Annotated in this window: 15 protein-coding genes; 7 read left to right on the top strand and 8 right to left on the bottom strand. The window is 61.5% G+C overall.

Annotated elements, in window-relative coordinates:
- Positions 1-24: 24 nt before the first annotated feature.
- Entirely contained in the window at positions 25-546 is a 522-nt protein-coding gene (yjgA, locus tag GIW02_RS03635; protein WP_017138246.1) for a ribosome biogenesis factor YjgA, read from the top strand.
- Positions 547-591: 45 nt separating this feature from the next.
- Here the strand turns inward: yjgA and tldD are convergent, their stop codons facing one another.
- The 8 genes from tldD to mreB form a co-directional block, all read right to left on the bottom strand.
- A complete protein-coding gene (gene tldD, locus GIW02_RS03630) occupies positions 592-2,034 on the bottom strand; it encodes a metalloprotease TldD (protein WP_064450712.1) in 1,443 nt (480 codons plus the stop codon).
- A 16-nt stretch (positions 2,035-2,050) separates the two neighbouring features.
- A complete protein-coding gene (locus GIW02_RS03625; protein ID WP_236416305.1) occupies positions 2,051-2,899 on the bottom strand; it encodes a carbon-nitrogen hydrolase family protein in 849 nt (282 codons plus the stop codon).
- 48 nt (positions 2,900-2,947) lie between these two features.
- Entirely contained in the window at positions 2,948-6,763 is a 3,816-nt protein-coding gene (locus tag GIW02_RS03620; protein ID WP_236416303.1) for a YhdP family protein, read from the bottom strand.
- Between the two features lie 78 nt (positions 6,764-6,841).
- Positions 6,842-8,299, bottom strand: a complete 1,458-nt coding sequence (gene rng, locus GIW02_RS03615) for a ribonuclease G (RefSeq protein WP_010213134.1) — start codon at positions 8,297-8,299, stop codon at positions 6,842-6,844.
- A gap of 71 nt (positions 8,300-8,370) precedes the next feature.
- On the bottom strand, positions 8,371-8,967 hold the full coding sequence (locus GIW02_RS03610) for a Maf family protein (protein WP_236416301.1): 597 nt from the start codon (positions 8,965-8,967) through the stop codon (positions 8,371-8,373).
- A 51-nt stretch (positions 8,968-9,018) separates the two neighbouring features.
- Positions 9,019-9,507, bottom strand: coding sequence for a rod shape-determining protein MreD (mreD, locus tag GIW02_RS03605; protein ID WP_017530097.1), 489 nt, complete (start codon positions 9,505-9,507; stop codon positions 9,019-9,021).
- Positions 9,507-10,571 (bottom strand): rod shape-determining protein MreC, encoded by a 1,065-nt coding sequence (mreC, locus tag GIW02_RS03600; protein WP_456361598.1) that lies wholly within the window; start codon positions 10,569-10,571, stop codon positions 9,507-9,509. Before mreC ends, mreD begins: the two co-directional genes overlap by 1 nt.
- A gap of 186 nt (positions 10,572-10,757) precedes the next feature.
- Positions 10,758-11,795, bottom strand: a complete 1,038-nt coding sequence (mreB, locus tag GIW02_RS03595; protein ID WP_002555108.1) for a rod shape-determining protein MreB — start codon at positions 11,793-11,795, stop codon at positions 10,758-10,760.
- Positions 11,796-12,005: 210 nt separating this feature from the next.
- Here mreB and gatC point away from each other — a divergent pair, with 210 nt between their 5' ends.
- From gatC to GIW02_RS03565, 6 genes are all read left to right on the top strand, one after another.
- Complete coding sequence (gene gatC, locus GIW02_RS03590; protein ID WP_065875103.1) at positions 12,006-12,293, top strand: Asp-tRNA(Asn)/Glu-tRNA(Gln) amidotransferase subunit GatC; 288 nt, start codon at positions 12,006-12,008, stop codon at positions 12,291-12,293.
- A gap of 16 nt (positions 12,294-12,309) precedes the next feature.
- Positions 12,310-13,761: an Asp-tRNA(Asn)/Glu-tRNA(Gln) amidotransferase subunit GatA gene (gatA, locus tag GIW02_RS03585; RefSeq protein ID WP_236416295.1), complete on the top strand. Its 1,452-nt coding sequence runs from the start codon at positions 12,310-12,312 to the stop codon at positions 13,759-13,761.
- Positions 13,762-13,771: 10 nt separating this feature from the next.
- Positions 13,772-15,217, top strand: a complete 1,446-nt coding sequence (gatB, locus tag GIW02_RS03580; protein WP_236416293.1) for an Asp-tRNA(Asn)/Glu-tRNA(Gln) amidotransferase subunit GatB — start codon at positions 13,772-13,774, stop codon at positions 15,215-15,217.
- 159 nt (positions 15,218-15,376) lie between these two features.
- Complete coding sequence (locus GIW02_RS03575; RefSeq protein ID WP_236416291.1) at positions 15,377-15,748, top strand: septal ring lytic transglycosylase RlpA family protein; 372 nt, start codon at positions 15,377-15,379, stop codon at positions 15,746-15,748.
- 58 nt (positions 15,749-15,806) lie between these two features.
- Positions 15,807-16,853: a calcium/sodium antiporter gene (locus GIW02_RS03570; RefSeq protein WP_236416322.1), complete on the top strand. Its 1,047-nt coding sequence runs from the start codon at positions 15,807-15,809 to the stop codon at positions 16,851-16,853.
- Positions 16,850-17,233 carry a carboxymuconolactone decarboxylase family protein gene (locus GIW02_RS03565; RefSeq protein WP_236416288.1) on the top strand — a complete coding sequence of 128 codons (384 nt, stop codon included), beginning with the start codon at positions 16,850-16,852 and terminating at the stop codon, positions 17,231-17,233. The genes GIW02_RS03570 and GIW02_RS03565 overlap by 4 nt, the downstream gene beginning before the upstream one ends.
- The last annotated feature ends 30 nt before the right edge of the window (positions 17,234-17,263 follow it).

The raw sequence follows: 17,263 nt of genomic DNA, 5'->3' as shown, positions 1-17,263 counted from the left end.
GGCGTTTCTTTGCGGACTGCCACCATGGTTGATTCTTACGACGACTCCCTCGATGGGGAGAAAAGCAAAACCCAGGTCAAACGTGAGCTGCATGCTCTGGTTGACCTCGGCGAGCGCCTTACAACGCTCAAAAAAGACTTGATTGCAAAACTGCCACTGACCGACGAAATGCGCCGGGCGCTTGCGGATGCACCCAAGCACACCGCGAATATCGCGCGTAAACGGCACATCATGTTTATCGGCAAGCTGATGCGCGATCAGGACACTGACGCCATTCTGGCCCTGCTTGATCAAACCGATGCCTCCACTCGCCAGTACAACGAACGCTTCCATAACCTGGAGCGTTGGCGTGACCGCCTGATTTCGGGCGATGACGCGGTGCTGGAGAAATTCGTGCTGGACTACCCGGACGCGGACCGCCAGCAACTGCGCTCCCTGATCCGTCAGGCCCAGCACGAGCAGGCGCATAACAAGGCGCCGGCCACCAGCCGTAAAATCTTCAAATACATCCGTGAGCTGGACGAGACTCAACGCGGCCTGCGTTGATGCCCTTCCCGGGGTGGCGGTCATCGCCACCCTAAGCTCCACCTGTTACGACCCCGTGCCACCCACGGTGATCGCATCGATTTTCAGCGTTGGCTGGCCGACACCCACCGGCACCGACTGCCCATCTTTCCCGCATGTACCCACGCCACTGTCCAGCGACAGGTCGTTACCGACCATCGACACCTTGCTCATGGCTTCCGGCCCGTTACCAATCAACGTGGCCCCTTTGACCGGCGCGGTGATCTTGCCGTCTTCGATCAGGTACGCCTCGCTGGTGGAGAACACGAACTTGCCACTGGTGATATCCACCTGGCCACCGCCGAGGTTCGCGCAGTAGATCCCGCGTTTCACCGAAGCAATGATTTCTGCCGGATCGCTTTCGCCACCAAGCATGTAGGTGTTGGTCATGCGCGGCATCGGCAGGTGCGCATAGGATTCGCGACGGCCGTTACCCGTACGCGCCACGCCCATCAGGCGGGCATTGAGTTTGTCTTGCATGTAACCCTTGAGTACGCCGTTTTCGATCAGCGTGGTGCACTCGGTCGGCGTGCCTTCATCGTCGACGCTCAGCGAGCCACGGCGACCGGCCAGGGTGCCGTCATCGACAATCGTGCAGAGCTTGGAGGCCACCATTTCACCCATGCGCCCGCTGTAGGCCGAACTGCCCTTGCGGTTGAAGTCGCCTTCCAGGCCATGGCCCACGGCTTCGTGCAGCAACACACCGGACCAACCCGAGCCGAGTACCACCGGCAATGTACCCGCCGGTGCCGGGATCGCTTCCAGGTTCACCAACGCCTGGCGCAGCGCTTCACGGGCATAGCCCATGGCACGGTCTTCAGCCAGGAAGTAACGGTAGTCGGTACGCCCGCCACCCCCATGACCACCGCGCTCGCGGCGACCATTCTGCTCGACGATCACACTGACATTGAAACGCACCAGCGGTCGCACATCCGCCGCCAGCCCGCCGTCGGTGGAGGCCACCAGAATGCGCTCCCACACGCCGGCCATGCTCACGGTGACCTGCTGGATACGCGGGTCCAAGGCGCGAGTGGCGGCATCGATACGCTTGAGCAAATCGACTTTTTCCGCACGGCTGATCACTTCCAGGGGGTTATCCGGCGCGTACAACTGCGCCACGTCCTGGGTGCTGAACGCCTGTACCGTGCCATTCTGGCCAGCACGGGAAATCGACCGCGCGGCACGCGCCGCCAGGCCCAGGGCTTCAAGGGTGATCGCGTTGCTGTAGGCAAAACCGGTTTTTTCACCGGATTGCGCACGCACGCCCACGCCTTGGTCAAGGTTGAAGCTGCCTTCCTTGACGATGCCGTCCTCGAGGGCCCAGGACTCGGAGATTTGCCCCTGGAAATACAGGTCGGCCGCGTCGATGCCGGGTCCGGCCAGATCGCCGAGCACGGTTTGCAGACTTTCGATGGTCACGCCACCGGGTGCCAGGAGGTGTTCACTGACTGAGGACAACAACTCGCTCATAGGTTTGGCCTTAAATTCATCGTTCTGATGCAGGTCGCTGCGCGCCCTGCGAGAAAAAGCGCCGATGGTTGACCACCGGCATGCGCGCCCGTATCGACGCCTGTTCACTGCTGTCGCGCTCGGCCAGCAACACCGCTTCGCCTTGATCCTGTTGGCTCAGTACGCGCCCCCACGGGTCGATAATCGCCGCGTGGCCATAGGTTTCCCGTGGCCCCGGATGCACACCACCCTGGGCGGCCGCCAGCACATAGCACTGCGTCTCGACAGCCCGCGCGCGAATCAGCACATCCCAGTGCGCTGCGCCGGTCACCGCCGTAAAGGCGGAAGGCGCGGTGATCAATTCAGCCCCTGCTGCACGCAACTCGCTGTACAACTCAGGGAAGCGCAAGTCGTAGCACACCGACAACCCCACACGCCCCACCGGTGTATCCGCCACTACCACGTTGCCACCGAAAGCATAGTCGTCGGATTCGCGATAACGCCCGCGCGCATCCGCTACATCCACATCAAACAGGTGCAGCTTGTCGTAACGGGCGACTATTTCGCCGCGATCATCGACTAGCAACGAGCAGGCATTGGGCTTGGCGTGTGGTTGGCCCTCTGGCGGCAACGGCAGCGTGCCGGCCACTATCCATAAGGTGAGGTCGCGGGCGGTCTGTTTCAACCACGGCAGGATCGGGCCTTCGCCCAACGCCTCGGCGCGACCGATATCGGCCACGTCACGGCGGCCCATGGCAGCGAAATTTTCCGGCAGTACCGCCAGTTTCGCACCGCCTGCTGCCGCTTGCTCCAGCAAGCGCCGAGCCTGGGCCAGGTTGGCCAGCACATCGCTCTGGCTGACCATTTGAATTACCGCAAAGGACATGGGCCGACACTCCGTAATGGGCATGCGGCCATGCTACTCCACAGGCTCTCAGTTTGGTTTTTCAAATGGCTTGTCGAAGGTGATTTTCGGGTCCTTCCAAGGGCCTTCCACTTTGTATTGCACACTGGCAAAGCGCGCAACACGGTCACCGATGAGCTTGTCGATCAGGAACAACGCGCCGCCAATGGCAGGCGCGCCAACAATCAATGCGGCGATCGGCAGGTTATTGGTCACCGGCAAGGTAACCAGCAGCTTGGCGTCGACGCGGTCTGCCACCAAGTCCAAGGTGCCATTGAGTTCCAGATTGGTGGAAGGCCCGGTCATGGTGATGGGCTCGCGGGTCACAAACACGCCGTTACTGGCCGCAAGCAAACCTTTGACCCGGTCATAACTCAACCCTTTACCGAGCAAATCAGAGAAGTCCAGCCGCAGGCGGCGGCCGATGGAGTTGAAGTTAAGCAGGCCGAACACCCGCAGCGCCTGGGCACCACCTTCCACTTCAACGAACTGGCCCTTACGGAACGCTGCATCCAGGCTGCCGGAAAAGCGCTTGGGCCCGACCCAGGCCGGCGAACCCGGCCACCGGCCATCCACGTCCAAGTGGAAGTCTTCACTGGTCACGGTCGGCGCAAAGCCCCAGCCCTTGAGCACATCGGCGATATTCTTGCCATCCAGGCGGCCCTTGTACCAGCTGTTGCTGGCCCCCGGCGCGCCTTCCCAACCACCGGCGCCCTTGAGTTGCAGGCCCTTGAGCCCCAGGTCCAGGCTATTGAAGGCCAGGCCTTTGGCGGTTGGGCGGATTTTCAGCGACCAGGCGCCTATCAGGTCCGGCCCCTGGAACAGTTGATCAATAGCGATATCGAGTGCCGGAATATCCTTGGGATCAATATCAGCCAACGGGTCCGGTGCATTTTCGTCAGCCTGTACCGTCGGGTCCACCGCTGGCAGCTTCACGTACTGCAGGTTGATCGCAATCGGCGCGCCCTTGGCGTCCGGCAGGTTCACGCTGCCTTTTGCCTGCTGGCTGTCGAGTTTCAGGCCCCAAGCCGCGGGCTTACGGTCCAGTTGCAGGCTGACCTGATCGAACTGCGTGCCCAACCCTGTGAGCTTGCCAATCTTGAAGTCGGCCCCGCTCAGCAGTTGCTTGGCACTGCCGCCCGGGTCATTGCCGGCGTACTGGTTAACCAGTTTTCGCCACGGGTCGATGTCCAGCTCCGAAAGCACACCCCGGATGCGCAAGCCTTTGGCAGCTGGCAGCACAGCATCGCCGTCGCCCAGGAACAGTTCGCCACGGCCATCATTGAGTTTGTCCGGCGGCGCGGCAAAGGTGAAGTTCGCCAGCTCGCCATAGTCGAACCAGTAACGACGCTCGGCCCCCTGCAAGGTCATGCGGAACGTGCTGTCACGCCCCTGGCTGGCCGGCATGCCGAACGGTGCCGGCAGGTCCACCGCTACGCCTTTGAGGTTGGAGTTGACCATCAACTGGCTGTCGGCACCGTCCAGATTGACCTGCAGCTGATACGGGATATCCCCGGACACCGGCAGTGGCTGGCTGATTTTCAGCCAGTCGGTCAGCCGCTTGACCGTGACCTGGCCCTTGGCGGTGATACGGGTGCTGATATCGCCCGGTTTGCCGTCGGCAAAAATCTGCGCGGTGATCGGTCGGTCGAACGCCTGGGCCGTGATGTTCTGCCCACTCAGGCCCTTGGCACTGTCAAAACGGAATTCACCCTTGAGCTGGCTCAGGTCCAGGGTGGGCTCGGCCAGTTGCAGGCGTGCCTTGTCAGTCTGGAAGTCCACCACGATCTTGGGTTCGGTGCCCTTGGCCAGCGGAATGTCCAGGTCCAACTTACCTTGCAGGTCGCCTTCGCCTTTCCAGCCGGCAAACGTAGACGCGGTGCCGATAGGCGCTTCCTGAAGGATTTTCAGGCCATCGCCCAGGCCACCGGCAAAACCACCGGTGAGCAACAGGTGGCTGTCCTTGCCCGCTGGCGCGTGGGGAATATTGACGTAGATGTCCTTGACCTTGGTGTCGAGCAACTGGCCCTTGCTGGCAAGGATGCGCACACCGGTTTCCTCGACAAACACTTCACCCTTGACCTTGCTCACATGGGGCCAGCCAGGCTGGAACGCCAGCTCGGCGTCATGCACCTTGAAGAACAGGCTGATATTGCGCGAAGCGGGCAGCGCGTCGTGGTTCAACGAACCCTGGTACTGGAAGAAGCCTTGATCGACCGCGCCCTTGAGAATCGCGGTGCGCAGCCATTCGTCCAGGGCCGGGCTCAGCACCGCGGGCAGGTACTTGGGAGTGAAACGCCCGTCACCGTCGACCAGGCCGACCCGCAGGTCCATATAGTCTTCCTGGCTGTGGTCAAAATGCAGGCGAATGAGGAAGTCTGCAGCGATCTTGCCCTCTTCACCCAGCACCTTGATATACGGGGCAATCAGGGTGAAGCCTTGTTTATCCAGCTTCCACGTCAGGCGGGCGTTGGCCTGGATGTACTGCCAGGGCTTGGCGAAGATCGGGTCCAGGTGCAGGGAAAAATCCTTGCTGTCCATGCGCAACTCGCCCTGCCCCAAGTCGCCACTGATGCTGCCGGAAACGTTTCGCGCAGCCGGCGCACCGAAATACGCATCGAACCCTACGCGTTCCAGGTTGGCGGCAAAACTGACTTTCTGGTCGCTGGTGTCCTGGGGACGGAAATCCACCAGCACGTTACGCAACAGGCCAGTGGCCTTGAGGTGCTCGACGGTTTTGGCAAAGCCTTCGGGTAACGGTGCCAAGGCATTCAGCAGCGGCGTGATGGGCGTGAGGTCGAGGCGGTCAGCCTGCAGTTTCCAGACTTCCTGGGCCTTGTCGGTCGCCAGCGTTTGCTGCAATTGCAGACGCGATTCCCAGCGTGTCTCGCCCAGGTTCATCGCGAGGGAATCGAACAACACCTTGAGCCCGGTTTCACCGCGCTGCACGTAGGCGGTCAGGGCGAGGTTCTCGATATGCACAGGTTTGCGCTCGGCGTAGCTGCCCTTAACCTGTGGCGAGTTGAGGCGCACCACCGCGCTTTGCACGGTGCCCTTGGCCCAACTCAGCCAAAATTCGCCGCCGGCCTTGAACTGCGTAAGCTTCCATTGCTGGGTCAGCTTGGCAGGAACCCACTTGGCCCAATCGCTTTGGGGCAGGCTCAGATAGGCGTCGACTTCACCGTCCTTCCATTGGCTCGCACGAATCCGGGTGCGCAGGCTAAGGGCAAGAGGCTGGCCGTCGGGCAGGGTCACGCGGGCATCCAGACGCTGGCGGTTGAGGCCGGTGTGCAGGCTCAGGCCCACATAGGTCAGGGTTCGCGGTGCCTGGTCGAAGGGCTGCAAGGTGACCTGGCTGTCGAACAGCGACAGGCGCTTGACCACCTGCATCCGCTTGAGCAATTGCTCCGGGTCCAGCGGCTGGTCGTCCTGCACCGGCAAGCCTTGTAATGCCCAGTGGCCGTCCTGGTCCTCTTTGACGCTCAGTTGCAGGCCGCTGAGTTCCAGGTGTGCGAGGCGCACTTCACGCGCCATCAGGCTGGCCCAGATATCCGGCACCACTTCAACCTGATCCAGGCGCAAGGCGCTGCTGCCCTCGCCCACCATCACGTCGTGGGCCAGCAACACCGGGGCGAAACCGCTCCAGCGCCCTTCCAGGCGGCCGATGTGCAGCGGCATGTCCACCGCAGCCTGGGCCTTGGCCTCGACTTCGGCGCGGTACTCGGCTACCAACGGGGTCAATTCACGGCCGAGGCTCACATACACCGCAGCCAGCACCAACAGGAGGGCGCACAGGCCAAGGCCCCAACGGGTCAAAGCGGCAAAAAAGCGTATCAGACGCTCCATGTCAGGCGACCCTCAAGGCAGTAGGCGGACGGCTGATCAAGGTCTGCCGGTCTGGTGAAAACACAAAATGATTGGGGATCAGAGCAGCACCACGTCGTATTGTTCCTGCGAATACATGGTCTCGACCTGGAAGCGGATCGTGCGCCCGATAAAACCCTCCAGCTCAGCGACGTTACCGGACTCTTCATCCAGCAATCGGTCGACCACTTTCTGGTTGGCAAGCACTCTATAACCTTCGGCCTGGTAGGCTCGCGCCTCCCGTAAGATTTCCCGGAAAATCTCGTAGCAAACCGTTTCCGGGGTCTTCAATTTACCGCGCCCCTGGCAGCTGCTGCACGGCTCGCACAGCACTTGTTCAAGGCTTTCGCGGGTGCGCTTGCGGGTCATCTGCACCAGGCCCAGCTCGGTAATGCCGATGATATTGGTCTTGGCGTGATCGCGTTCCAGCTGTTTTTCCAGGGTGCGCAACACCTGGCGCTGGTGCTCTTCATCTTCCATGTCGATGAAGTCGATGATGATGATGCCGCCCAGGTTACGCAGGCGCAGTTGGCGGGCAATTGCCGTGGCCGCTTCGAGGTTGGTCTTGAAGATGGTTTCTTCGAGGTTGCGATGACCGACGAACGCGCCGGTGTTGACGTCGATGGTGGTCATCGCTTCTGCCGGGTCGACTACCAGATAGCCGCCGGACTTGAGCGGCACTTTGCGCTCCAGGGCTTTCTGGATTTCGTCTTCGACGCCATACAGATCAAAAATCGGCCGCTCCCCAGGGTAGTGTTCGAGGCGATCGGCAATTTCCGGCATCAGCTCGGCCACAAATTGCGTGGTGCGCTGGAAGGTTTCCCGCGAGTCGATGCGAATTTTCTCGATCTTGGGGCTGACCAGATCACGCAAGGTACGCAGGGCCAGGCCCAGGTCTTCATAGATCACGCTCGGCGCGCCGATGGTCTTGATCTGTGCTCCGATCTGGTCCCAGAGGCGGCGCAGGTAGCGGATGTCCATGAGGATTTCATCAGCGCCAGCGCCTTCAGCCGCGGTGCGCAGGATAAACCCTCCCGCTTCCTTGATGCCTTCGGCGGCCACGCAGTCGCTGACCACCTTTTTCAGGCGCTCGCGCTCGGCTTCGTCTTCGATCTTGAGGGAGATGCCGACATGCGCGGTACGCGGCATGTACACCAGGTAACGCGACGGAATCGACAGTTGCGTGGTCAGCCGCGCGCCCTTGGAGCCGATAGGGTCCTTGGTGACCTGCACCACCAGGCTCTGCCCTTCATGCACCAGTGCACTGATGCTTTCCACTGCCGGCCCTTCCCGCAGGGAGATTTCCGAAGCATGGATGAACGCCGCACGGTCCAGGCCGATATCGACAAATGCCGCCTGCATCCCCGGCAATACGCGCACCACCTTGCCTTTGTAGATATTGCCGACAATACCGCGCTTCTGGGTGCGCTCGACGTGCACTTCTTGCAGAACACCGTTCTCAACTACCGCCACGCGTGATTCCATCGGCGTGATATTGATCAGAATCTCTTCACTCATGGCTGGATCTCGTTCAGGCGTTTTCACAATAGTGACCGGTCGCTTATGGCTGGGCGCGCAAGTAACGGCGTTCAGCGCGCGGTAAGGTTTTGCCAACAGGGTATGCCGAATTGGTCGAGCAGTTGCGCGGTTTCGCACACCGGCAGGCCCACCACGGCGGAATAACTGCCATTGAGACCGGCGACGAACACCGATCCCAAGCCTTGGATAGCATAGCCGCCCGCTTTGTCCTGGGGTTCGCCACTGTGCCAGTAGGTTGTCGCTTCTTCGACACACACCTCACGAAAGCGGACGCGACTGCTGACACAGCGGGTTTCGCAACGCGTGCCGTCAGTGAGGGCGATGGCGGTCAGCACTTCGTGTTCGCGCCCGGCCAACGCCATCAGCATTGCCAGGGCATCGGCCTGATCCACGGGCTTGCCGAGTATCTGACCATCAACGATCACGGCCGTGTCGGCACCCAGCACGCAGGCGCCCAAGGTGTGTTCAAGTGCAGCAAAACCCGCCGCCGCCTTGCCGCGAGCAAGACGCTCTACGTAGGAAACAGGGGTTTCATGGGTAAGAGGGGTTTCATCAATGGCGGCGCTGACCACGGTGAAAGGCACACCGATCTGCGTCAGCAGCTCACGACGCCTCGGTGAACCCGAGGCCAGATACAGCGAATTCATTGCAGACTCTCCCTGTAGAGTTCGATAACCAGGCAGAGCCTCGCAATCCATTCAATTGATTTTATAGCGGCGGCGTAACCCACGCAGACCGAAACTGATCCATGGCCACAGCAAGGCACTGACCAGGGCCGGCAACACCAGCGCCAGGGTTGGCTGACGGTTACCGGTCAAGGCGCTCAGCCACAGCTGCACCAACTGCGCCAGGCCGAAGATCACCAGGATCACCAGGCACTGCTGCCACATCGGAAACATCCGCAGACGCTGCTGCAACGACAGCACCAGGAAGGTGATCAGGGTCAGGATCAACGCGTTCTGACCCAGCAAGGTGCCATAGAGCACATCTTCCGCCAAGCCCAGGAACATCGCGGTGACCATGCCCACTTTGTGCGGCAGGTTCAGCGACCAGAAAGCCAGCAGCAACGCCAGCCAGAGCGGGCGCAGGATTTCCATGAATTGAGGCAGCGGCGAAACACTGAGCAGCAAGCCAACGGCAAAGGTCAGCCAGACAATCCAACCGTTACGTGAATGAGTACCGGCCATTATTCCTCCCTCTGCCGCGTAGTTGCCGGGGCGGTAGCCGCAGGCTTCACCACAGGCGCCGTGGTAGCAGGCGTGGTGGCCGCTGGCTGGGTCGCAGCCGGTTTAGCCGGGCGCGTGCTGTGGACCACCGGCTTGGCCGGTGTCGCCACAGGGGTTGCTGCAGCCGACGGTGCAGGAGGCCCCACGAATGCCGGCTTGGGCACCGTGCTGGGAATGACTGGCGCAGTGCCATTTTGCTTGTCTTCCGCTTCCTGGGCTTGCGCAGCATCGTTGGCACGTTCTTCCGGCGTACGGTTATCGCTGAACACCAGCAGCAGGTAGCGACTGCGGTTCAAGGCCGCCGTGGGCACCGCACGCACAATGGCGAAGGGCTGGCCGGAATCGTGGATCACTTCCTTGACCGTCGCCACCGGGTAACCCGCCGGGAACCGTTGCCCCAGGCCGGAACTGACCAGCAGGTCGCCTTCCTTGATGTCGGCAGTGTCGGCGACGTGGCGCAGCTCCAGACGCTCCGGGTTACCGGTGCCACTGGCAATCGCGCGCAGGCCATTACGGTTGACCTGCACCGGGATGCTGTGGGTGGTGTCCGTCAGCAGCAACACCCGCGAGGTGTAGGGCATCAACTCGACCACCTGGCCCATCAGGCCACGGGCATCCAGCACCGGCTGGCCGAGGACCACACCGTCACGCTCACCCTTGTTGATGATGATCCGATGGGTAAAGGGGTTGGGGTCCATGCCGATCAACTCGGCCACTTCGACCTTTTCGTTGACCAGTGCCGAAGAGTTGAGCAACTCGCGCAGCCGAACATTCTGCTCGGTGAGGGCCGCGAGCTTCTGCATGCGCCCCTGCAACAGCAGGTTTTCGGTCTTGAGTTTTTCGTTCTCGGCGACAAGCTCGGTGCGGCTGCCAAATTGGCTGGCCACGCCCTGGTAGAGACGTTGCGGCAGGTCGGTGATCCAGTAAGTCTGCATCAACACCAGCGACATCTGGCTACGCACAGGCTTGAGCAGTGCAAAGCGGGCATCGACCACCATCAGCGCGACCGAAAGCACGACCAGCACCAACAAGCGCACGCCCAATGAGGGGCCTTTGGCGAAAAGCGGTTTAATAAGCCGCTCCTCCCAGGCAAATGTTCTCTTTATTCATACGGCATCTAACCGGCCTGGATGCAGATTGAAGAAGATAAACGCCAACAGGCAGCACTGCAAAGTGCTGCCTGCGGGCGAAACATGGCGCAACCAACGATCTTATTCGCTGGAGAGCAGGTCCATGGTGTGTTTATCCATCATTTCCAGTGCACGGCCACCGCCACGGGCGACGCAGGTCAGCGGGTCTTCGGCGACGATCACCGGCAGGCCGGTTTCCTGGGCCAGCAACTTGTCGAGGTCGCGCAACAGGGCGCCACCACCGGTCAGCACCAGGCCACGCTCGGCGATATCGGAAGCCAGCTCCGGCGGCGATTGCTCCAGCGCGCTTTTCACAGCCTGAACGATGGTGGCCAGGGACTCTTGCAGAGCTTCCAGCACTTCATTGGAGTTCAGGGTAAAGGCACGTGGAACGCCTTCGGCCAGGTTGCGACCGCGAACATCGACTTCGCGAACTTCGCCGCCCGGGTAAGCGGTGCCGATTTCCTGTTTGATACGTTCGGCGGTGGATTCACCGATCAGGCTGCCGTAGTTACGACGCACATAGGTGATGATCGCTTCGTCGAAGCGGTCGCCGCCAACGCGTACGGATTCGGCATACACCACACCGTTGAGGGAAATCAGGGCGATTTCAGTGGTACCACCACCGATATCCACCACCATCGAACCGCGGGCTTCTTCTACCGGCAGGCCGGCACCGATCGCAGCAGCCATCGGCTCTTCGATCAGGAACACTTCGCGGGCACCGGCGCCAAGGGCCGATTCACGGATGGCACGACGCTCCACCTGGGTGGACTTGCATGGAACGCAGATCAGCACACGAGGGCTGGGCTGCAGGAAACTGTTTTCGTGAACCTTGTTGATGAAGTACTGCAGCATCTTCTCGCAAACGCTGAAGTCGGCGATCACGCCGTCTTTCATCGGACGAATGGCAGCAATATTGCCTGGTGTACGGCCCAGCATACGCTTGGCCTCGGTGCCGACGGCAACGACACTTTTCTGATTACCATGGGTCCGAATGGCCACAACCGATGGCTCATTCAGAACGATACCGCGCTCGCGCACGTAAATAAGGGTGTTGGCAGTGCCCAGGTCAATGGAAAGATCGCTGGAAAACATGCCACGCAGTTTCTTGAACATGGGAAAGGGACCCTAGGCAACGCGTGGGTAAAAAAGTGCGGCAAACTCTAACAACGACAGGGATTTTGGGCAAGGCGCCAATGTGCTAAATTGGCCGACTTTCTGTGCACCAACCCCCACAATCGCGGCCGTAAGACCGTAGAAATGCGGTAGTGTTCCGACAATCTAACACACGGACAGCCTCCGTTCTGTTTTCCACTGGAGATTCCCATGACGCTTGAACGCTCCGACGTGGAAAAAATCGCGCATCTGGCCTCGCTTGGCCTCAATGATGCCGATCTTCCACAGACCACTGCAGCCCTGAACAGCATTCTCGGGCTGGTCGACCAAATGCAGGCCGTCAATACCGACGGCATCGAGCCCCTGGCTCACCCGCTGGAAGCCAGCCAGCGCCTGCGCGCAGACGTCGTGACCGAGCGCAATAACCGCGAGGCCTACCAGTCCATCGCACCAGCGGTCGAAAACGGCCTGTACCTGGTTCCGAAAGTCATCGACTAAAGGGAAAGAGCCTTTCATGCATCACATGACTCTGGCCGAGATCGCCCGCGGTCTCGCCGACAAAAAGTTTTCTTCCGAAGAGCTGACCAAGACCCTGCTGGCGCGTATCGCCGAGCTGGACCCCAAGGTCAACAGCTTCATCAGCCTCACCGAAGAACTGGCCCTGAGCCAGGCCAAGGCCGCCGACGCACGTCGCGCCAACGGTGAAAATGGCGCGCTGCTGGGCGCACCGATCGCCCACAAAGACCTGTTCTGCACCCAGGGCATTCGCACCAGTTGCGGCTCGAAGATGCTCGACAACTTTAAAGCGCCCTACGACGCCACCGTGGTGTCCAAGCTGGCCGCCGCCGGGGCCGTGACCCTGGGCAAGACCAACATGGACGAATTCGCCATGGGTTCGGCCAACGAGTCGAGCTACTACGGCGCGGTGAAAAACCCGTGGAACCTGGAACACGTGCCGGGTGGTTCGTCCGGTGGTTCGGCTGCCGCGGTTGCCGCGCGCTTCCTGCCAGCCGCCACTGCCACCGACACCGGCGGCTCGATCCGCCAGCCGGCGGCCTTCACCAACCTCACCGGTTTGAAGCCGACCTACGGTCGCGTATCCCGCTGGGGCATGATCGCCTACGCGTCGAGTCTCGATCAGGGCGGCCCTCTGGCCCGCACCGCCGAAGACTGCGCGATTTTGTTACAAGGCATGGCAGGCTTCGATACGCAGGACTCCACCAGCATCGATGAGCCGGTGCCGGACTACAGCGCCAGCCTCAACACTTCGCTCAAAGGCCTGCGCATCGGCGTGCCCAAGGAATACTTCAGCGCCGGCCTCGACCCGCGTATCGCCGAGCTGGTGCACAACAGCGTCAAGACGCTGGAAGGCCTCGGCGCGGTGATCAAGGAAATCAGCCTGCCGAACAACCAGCACGCGATTCCTGCTTACTATGTGATCGCCCCGGCGGAAGCATCCTCCAACCTGTCGCGTTTCGACGGTGTGCGTTTCGGCTATCGCTGCGAAAACCCGAAAGACCTCACCGACCTGTACAAACGCTCGCGTGGCGAAGGCTTCGGCGCCGAAGTACAACGCCGCATCATGGTCGGTGCCTACGCCCTGTCGGCCGGTTACTACGACGCGTACTACCTCAAGGCGCAAAAGATCCGTCGCCTGGTGAAGAACGACTTCATGGCCGCCTTTGAACAGGTTGACGTGATCCTCGGCCCAACCACGCCGAACCCGGCCTGGAAGCTCGGCGCCAAGAACGGCGACCCGGTGGCTGCGTACCTCGAAGACCTCTACACCATCACCGCCAACCTCGCGGGCTTGCCGGGCTTGTCCATGCCTGCCGGTTTCGTCGATGGCCTGCCGGTTGGCGTGCAACTGCTCGCCCCGTATTTCCAGGAAGGCCGCCTGCTCAATGTGGCGCACCAGTACCAGTTGAACACCGACTGGCACACCCGCACCCCTACCGGCTTCTGAGGAGAACACTATGCAATGGGAAGTTGTGATCGGGCTGGAGATTCATACCCAGCTCGCCACCCAATCGAAGATTTTCTCCGGTAGCGCCACCACGTTCGGCTCCGAGCCCAACACCCAGGCCAGCCTGGTAGACCTGGGCATGCCCGGCGTACTGCCGGTGCTGAACCAGGAAGCGGTGCGCATGGCGGTGATGTTCGGCCTGGCGATTGACGCCGAAATCGGCCAGCACAACGTGTTCGCACGCAAGAACTACTTCTACCCGGACCTGCCCAAGGGCTACCAGATCAGCCAGATGGAATTGCCGATTGTCGGCAAGGGCTACCTGGACATCCCGCTCGAAGACGGCACCATCAAGCGTGTCGGCGTGACCCGCGCACACCTGGAAGAAGATGCCGGCAAGAGCCTGCATGAAGAATTCCCGGGCGCCACCGGTATCGACCTGAACCGCGCCGGCACGCCGTTGCTGGAGATCGTGTCCGAGCCGGACATGCGCAGCGCCAAAGAGGCCGTGGCCTACGTCAAGACCATCCACGCATTGGTGCGTTACCTGGGCATCTGCGACGGCAACATGGCCGAAGGCTCGCTGCGTTGCGACTGCAACGTGTCGATCCGTCCAAAAGGCCAGGTCGAGTTCGGCACCCGCTGCGAGATCAAGAACGTCAACTCGTTCCGCTTCATCGAGAAAGCGATCAACAGCGAAGTGCGTCGCCAGATCGAGCTGATCGAAGACGGCGGCAAGGTGATCCAGCAGACCCGCCTGTACGACCCGAACAAAGACGAAACCCGCGCCATGCGCAGCAAAGAGGAAGCCAACGACTACCGTTACTTCCCCGATCCGGACCTGTTGCCCGTGGTCATCGAGGACTCGTTCCTCAATGACGTGCGCGCCACCCTGCCGGAATTGCCACAGCAGAAACGCGAGCGCTTCCAGGCGCAGTTTGGCCTGTCGGTCTACGATGCCAGCGTATTGGCCTCCAGCCGCGAGCAAGCCAACTACTTCGAGAAGGTCGTGAGCATTGCCGGTGACGCCAAGCTGGCGGCCAACTGGGTGATGGTTGAGCTGGGCAGCCTGTTGAACAAGCAAGGCCTGGAGATCGACGAGGCGCCGGTCACCGCCGAGCAACTGGGTGGCATGCTGCTGCGTATCAAGGACAACACCATCTCCGGCAAAATCGCCAAGACGGTGTTTGAGGCGATGGCCAGCGGTGAAGGCAATGCCGACGAGATCATCGAGAAGCGTGGCCTCAAGCAAGTCACCGACAGCGGCGCCATCTCGGCGGTGCTCGATGAAATGCTCGCGGCCAACGCCGAGCAGGTCGAGCAATACCGTGCGGCGGATGAAGCCAAGCGCGGCAAAATGTTCGGCTTCTTTGTCGGCCAGGCCATGAAAGCCTCCAAGGGCAAGGCCAACCCGCAACAGGTGAACGAACTGCTGAAAAGCAAGCTCGAAGGCTGATTGCAATGAATGGTCCGGGTGAGAATTCACGCTTAACTCGGACCCCCTGTGGGAGGGGGCTTGCCCCCGATAGCGGAGTGTCAGTCACTACTGTTTTGACTGAATCACCGCTATCGGGGGCAAGCCCCCTCCCACATTTGTGATGGGGGCACCTTGATAATGAAGCGTCTATTAGGCCTATGGGCCCTGTTCTCTCTACTGGCCGGCTGCGCCAGCGGCCCCGTCGACCCCAACGGCTACGACGAAACCGGCACCGCCTCCTATTACGGCGCCAGGCACCATGGCAACAAGACTGCCAGCGGTGAACCCTTCAACCAGAACGCCCTGACCGCCGCCCACCGGCAACTGCCGTTCGGCACCCAGGTCAAGGTCACCAACCTCAACAACGACAAATCCGTCGTGGTCCGCATTAATGATCGCGGCCCGCATACCCGTGGGCGCTTGATCGATCTTTCACGCAAGGCTGCCGAGCAACTGGGTATGCTGAGCAGCGGCACCGCGCGGGTTCGCGTGCAAGCCTTGAGCAACTGAAGACGGAGCCCTGGCCATTTTCGGATTAACCGCCCTCTCGCCCTGGAGCCTGCTGGAACTGGTCAGCGGCCTGCTGCTGCTGATCGTCGGCGCCGAAATCCTCGTGCGCGCCGCCGTACGCCTGGCCGCCAGCCTCAAGGTGCGGCCGCTGATCATCGGCCTGACCATCGTCGCCTTCGGCAGCAGTGCGCCGCAGATGACCGTGAGCCTGCAAGCCACCCTGGCTGGTAACACCGATATCGCCGTGGGCAGCGTGATCGGCAGCAGTATTTTCAACATCCTGGTCACCCTGGGCCTGTCGGCGCTGATCATCCCGCTGCGGGTTTCGCGCCAGCTGGTGCGCCTGGATATCCCGGTGATGATCCTGGCCGGGCTGCTGGTGTTTATCCTGGCGGCCAATGAAGAGCTTACGCCGGTCGACGGCCTGCTGCTGCTGGTGGCGCTGGTCGCCTACCTCGGCGTGCTGCATTACCAGACGCGCCACTCGCGCCGCCCGCGCACGCTGGATACCGTCGCCCGGGCGCCCTGGCTGAGCAGTGTGCTGCTGATGTTTGGCGGGCTGCTGATCCTGGTGCTGGCCGGCCACTTGCTGCTGGGCGCAGCGGTGGACGTGGCCAGTGACCTGGGCTTGTCGGAGCGCATTATCGGGCTCACCTTGATCGGCGTCGGCACCTCGCTGCCGTGCCTGGCCACCTCGCTGATTGCCGCCCTGCGCGGCCAACGGGACATCGCCGTCGGCAATGTGATCGGCAGCAACCTGTTCAACCTGTTGGGGGTGCTGGGCGTTACTGCCCTGCTGGCGCCGTCGCCGCTGTCAGTGTCGCCCAACGCCCTGGACTTCGACCTGCCGGTGATGCTCGGCGTAGTGGTGCTGTGCCTGCCGGTGTTCTACAGCGGTTACCGCGTGACCCGCGCCGAAGGCCTGGTGCTGCTGGGGCTGTACCTGGCGTATGGGCTGCACGTGATGTCGTTCACCACCGGCATGCCCCTGGCCAACAAGCTTGAGCAACTGATGCTGTATTACGTCCTGCCAGTGCTGGTGGCCTTTCTGCTGTTCAGCACCCTGCGAGCCTGGCGCCGCCAACACAAGAGGGAATCGCAATGACCGATCAGAAAAAGCCCGGGGTTGAGATGCGTCGCCAGGTAATGGGCGATGTCTTTGTCGACCGCGCCCTGGGCAATGCCACCGCGTTCACCCAGCCGCTGCAGGACTTCGTCAACGAACACGCCTGGGGCAGTGTATGGAACCGCGATGGCCTGTCGCTCAAGACGCGCAGCCTGATTACCCTCGCCGCCCTGACTGCGCTCAAGTGCCCGCAGGAACTCAAGGGCCACGTGCGTGGCGCACTGAACAATGGCTGCACCGTGGAAGAGATTCGCGAGGCGCTGCTGCACTGTGCGGTGTATGCCGGGGTGCCGGCGGCGATTGATGCGTTTCGTGCGGCGCAGGAAGTGATTGAGGCGTATCAGGCAGATCAGCAGTGACGGTTAGATAGCTTTCGCGAGCAAGCCCGC

Origin of the sequence: Pseudomonas syringae, from assembly GCF_021606685.1 — a bacterium.
In the GTDB taxonomy this organism is placed as follows: domain Bacteria; phylum Pseudomonadota; class Gammaproteobacteria; order Pseudomonadales; family Pseudomonadaceae; genus Aquipseudomonas; species Aquipseudomonas syringae_R.
Note: the sequence above shows the minus strand (reverse complement) of the source record. Positions and strands in the feature narration are given on the sequence as shown.

Excerpts from the sequence above, each read along its gene's own strand:
- rng (WP_010213134.1), bottom strand. The coding sequence starts at position 8,299 with ATGAGTGAAGAGATTCTGATCAATATCACGCCGATGGAATCACGCGTG.
- GIW02_RS03575 (WP_236416291.1), top strand. The coding sequence starts at position 15,377 with ATGAAGCGTCTATTAGGCCTATGGGCCCTGTTCTCTCTACTGGCCGGC.
- mreD (WP_017530097.1), bottom strand. The coding sequence starts at position 9,507 with ATGGCCGGTACTCATTCACGTAACGGTTGGATTGTCTGGCTGACCTTT.
- GIW02_RS03625 (WP_236416305.1), bottom strand. The coding sequence starts at position 2,899 with ATGTCCTTTGCGGTAATTCAAATGGTCAGCCAGAGCGATGTGCTGGCC.
- tldD (WP_064450712.1), bottom strand. The coding sequence starts at position 2,034 with ATGAGCGAGTTGTTGTCCTCAGTCAGTGAACACCTCCTGGCACCCGGT.
- GIW02_RS03565 (WP_236416288.1), top strand. The coding sequence starts at position 16,850 with ATGACCGATCAGAAAAAGCCCGGGGTTGAGATGCGTCGCCAGGTAATG.
- GIW02_RS03610 (WP_236416301.1), bottom strand. The coding sequence starts at position 8,967 with ATGAATTCGCTGTATCTGGCCTCGGGTTCACCGAGGCGTCGTGAGCTG.
- gatA (WP_236416295.1), top strand. The coding sequence starts at position 12,310 with ATGCATCACATGACTCTGGCCGAGATCGCCCGCGGTCTCGCCGACAAA.
- mreB (WP_002555108.1), bottom strand. The coding sequence starts at position 11,795 with ATGTTCAAGAAACTGCGTGGCATGTTTTCCAGCGATCTTTCCATTGAC.
- gatC (WP_065875103.1), top strand. The coding sequence starts at position 12,006 with ATGACGCTTGAACGCTCCGACGTGGAAAAAATCGCGCATCTGGCCTCG.
- GIW02_RS03620 (WP_236416303.1), bottom strand. The coding sequence starts at position 6,763 with ATGGAGCGTCTGATACGCTTTTTTGCCGCTTTGACCCGTTGGGGCCTT.
- gatB (WP_236416293.1), top strand. The coding sequence starts at position 13,772 with ATGCAATGGGAAGTTGTGATCGGGCTGGAGATTCATACCCAGCTCGCC.
- yjgA (WP_017138246.1), top strand. The coding sequence starts at position 25 with ATGGTTGATTCTTACGACGACTCCCTCGATGGGGAGAAAAGCAAAACC.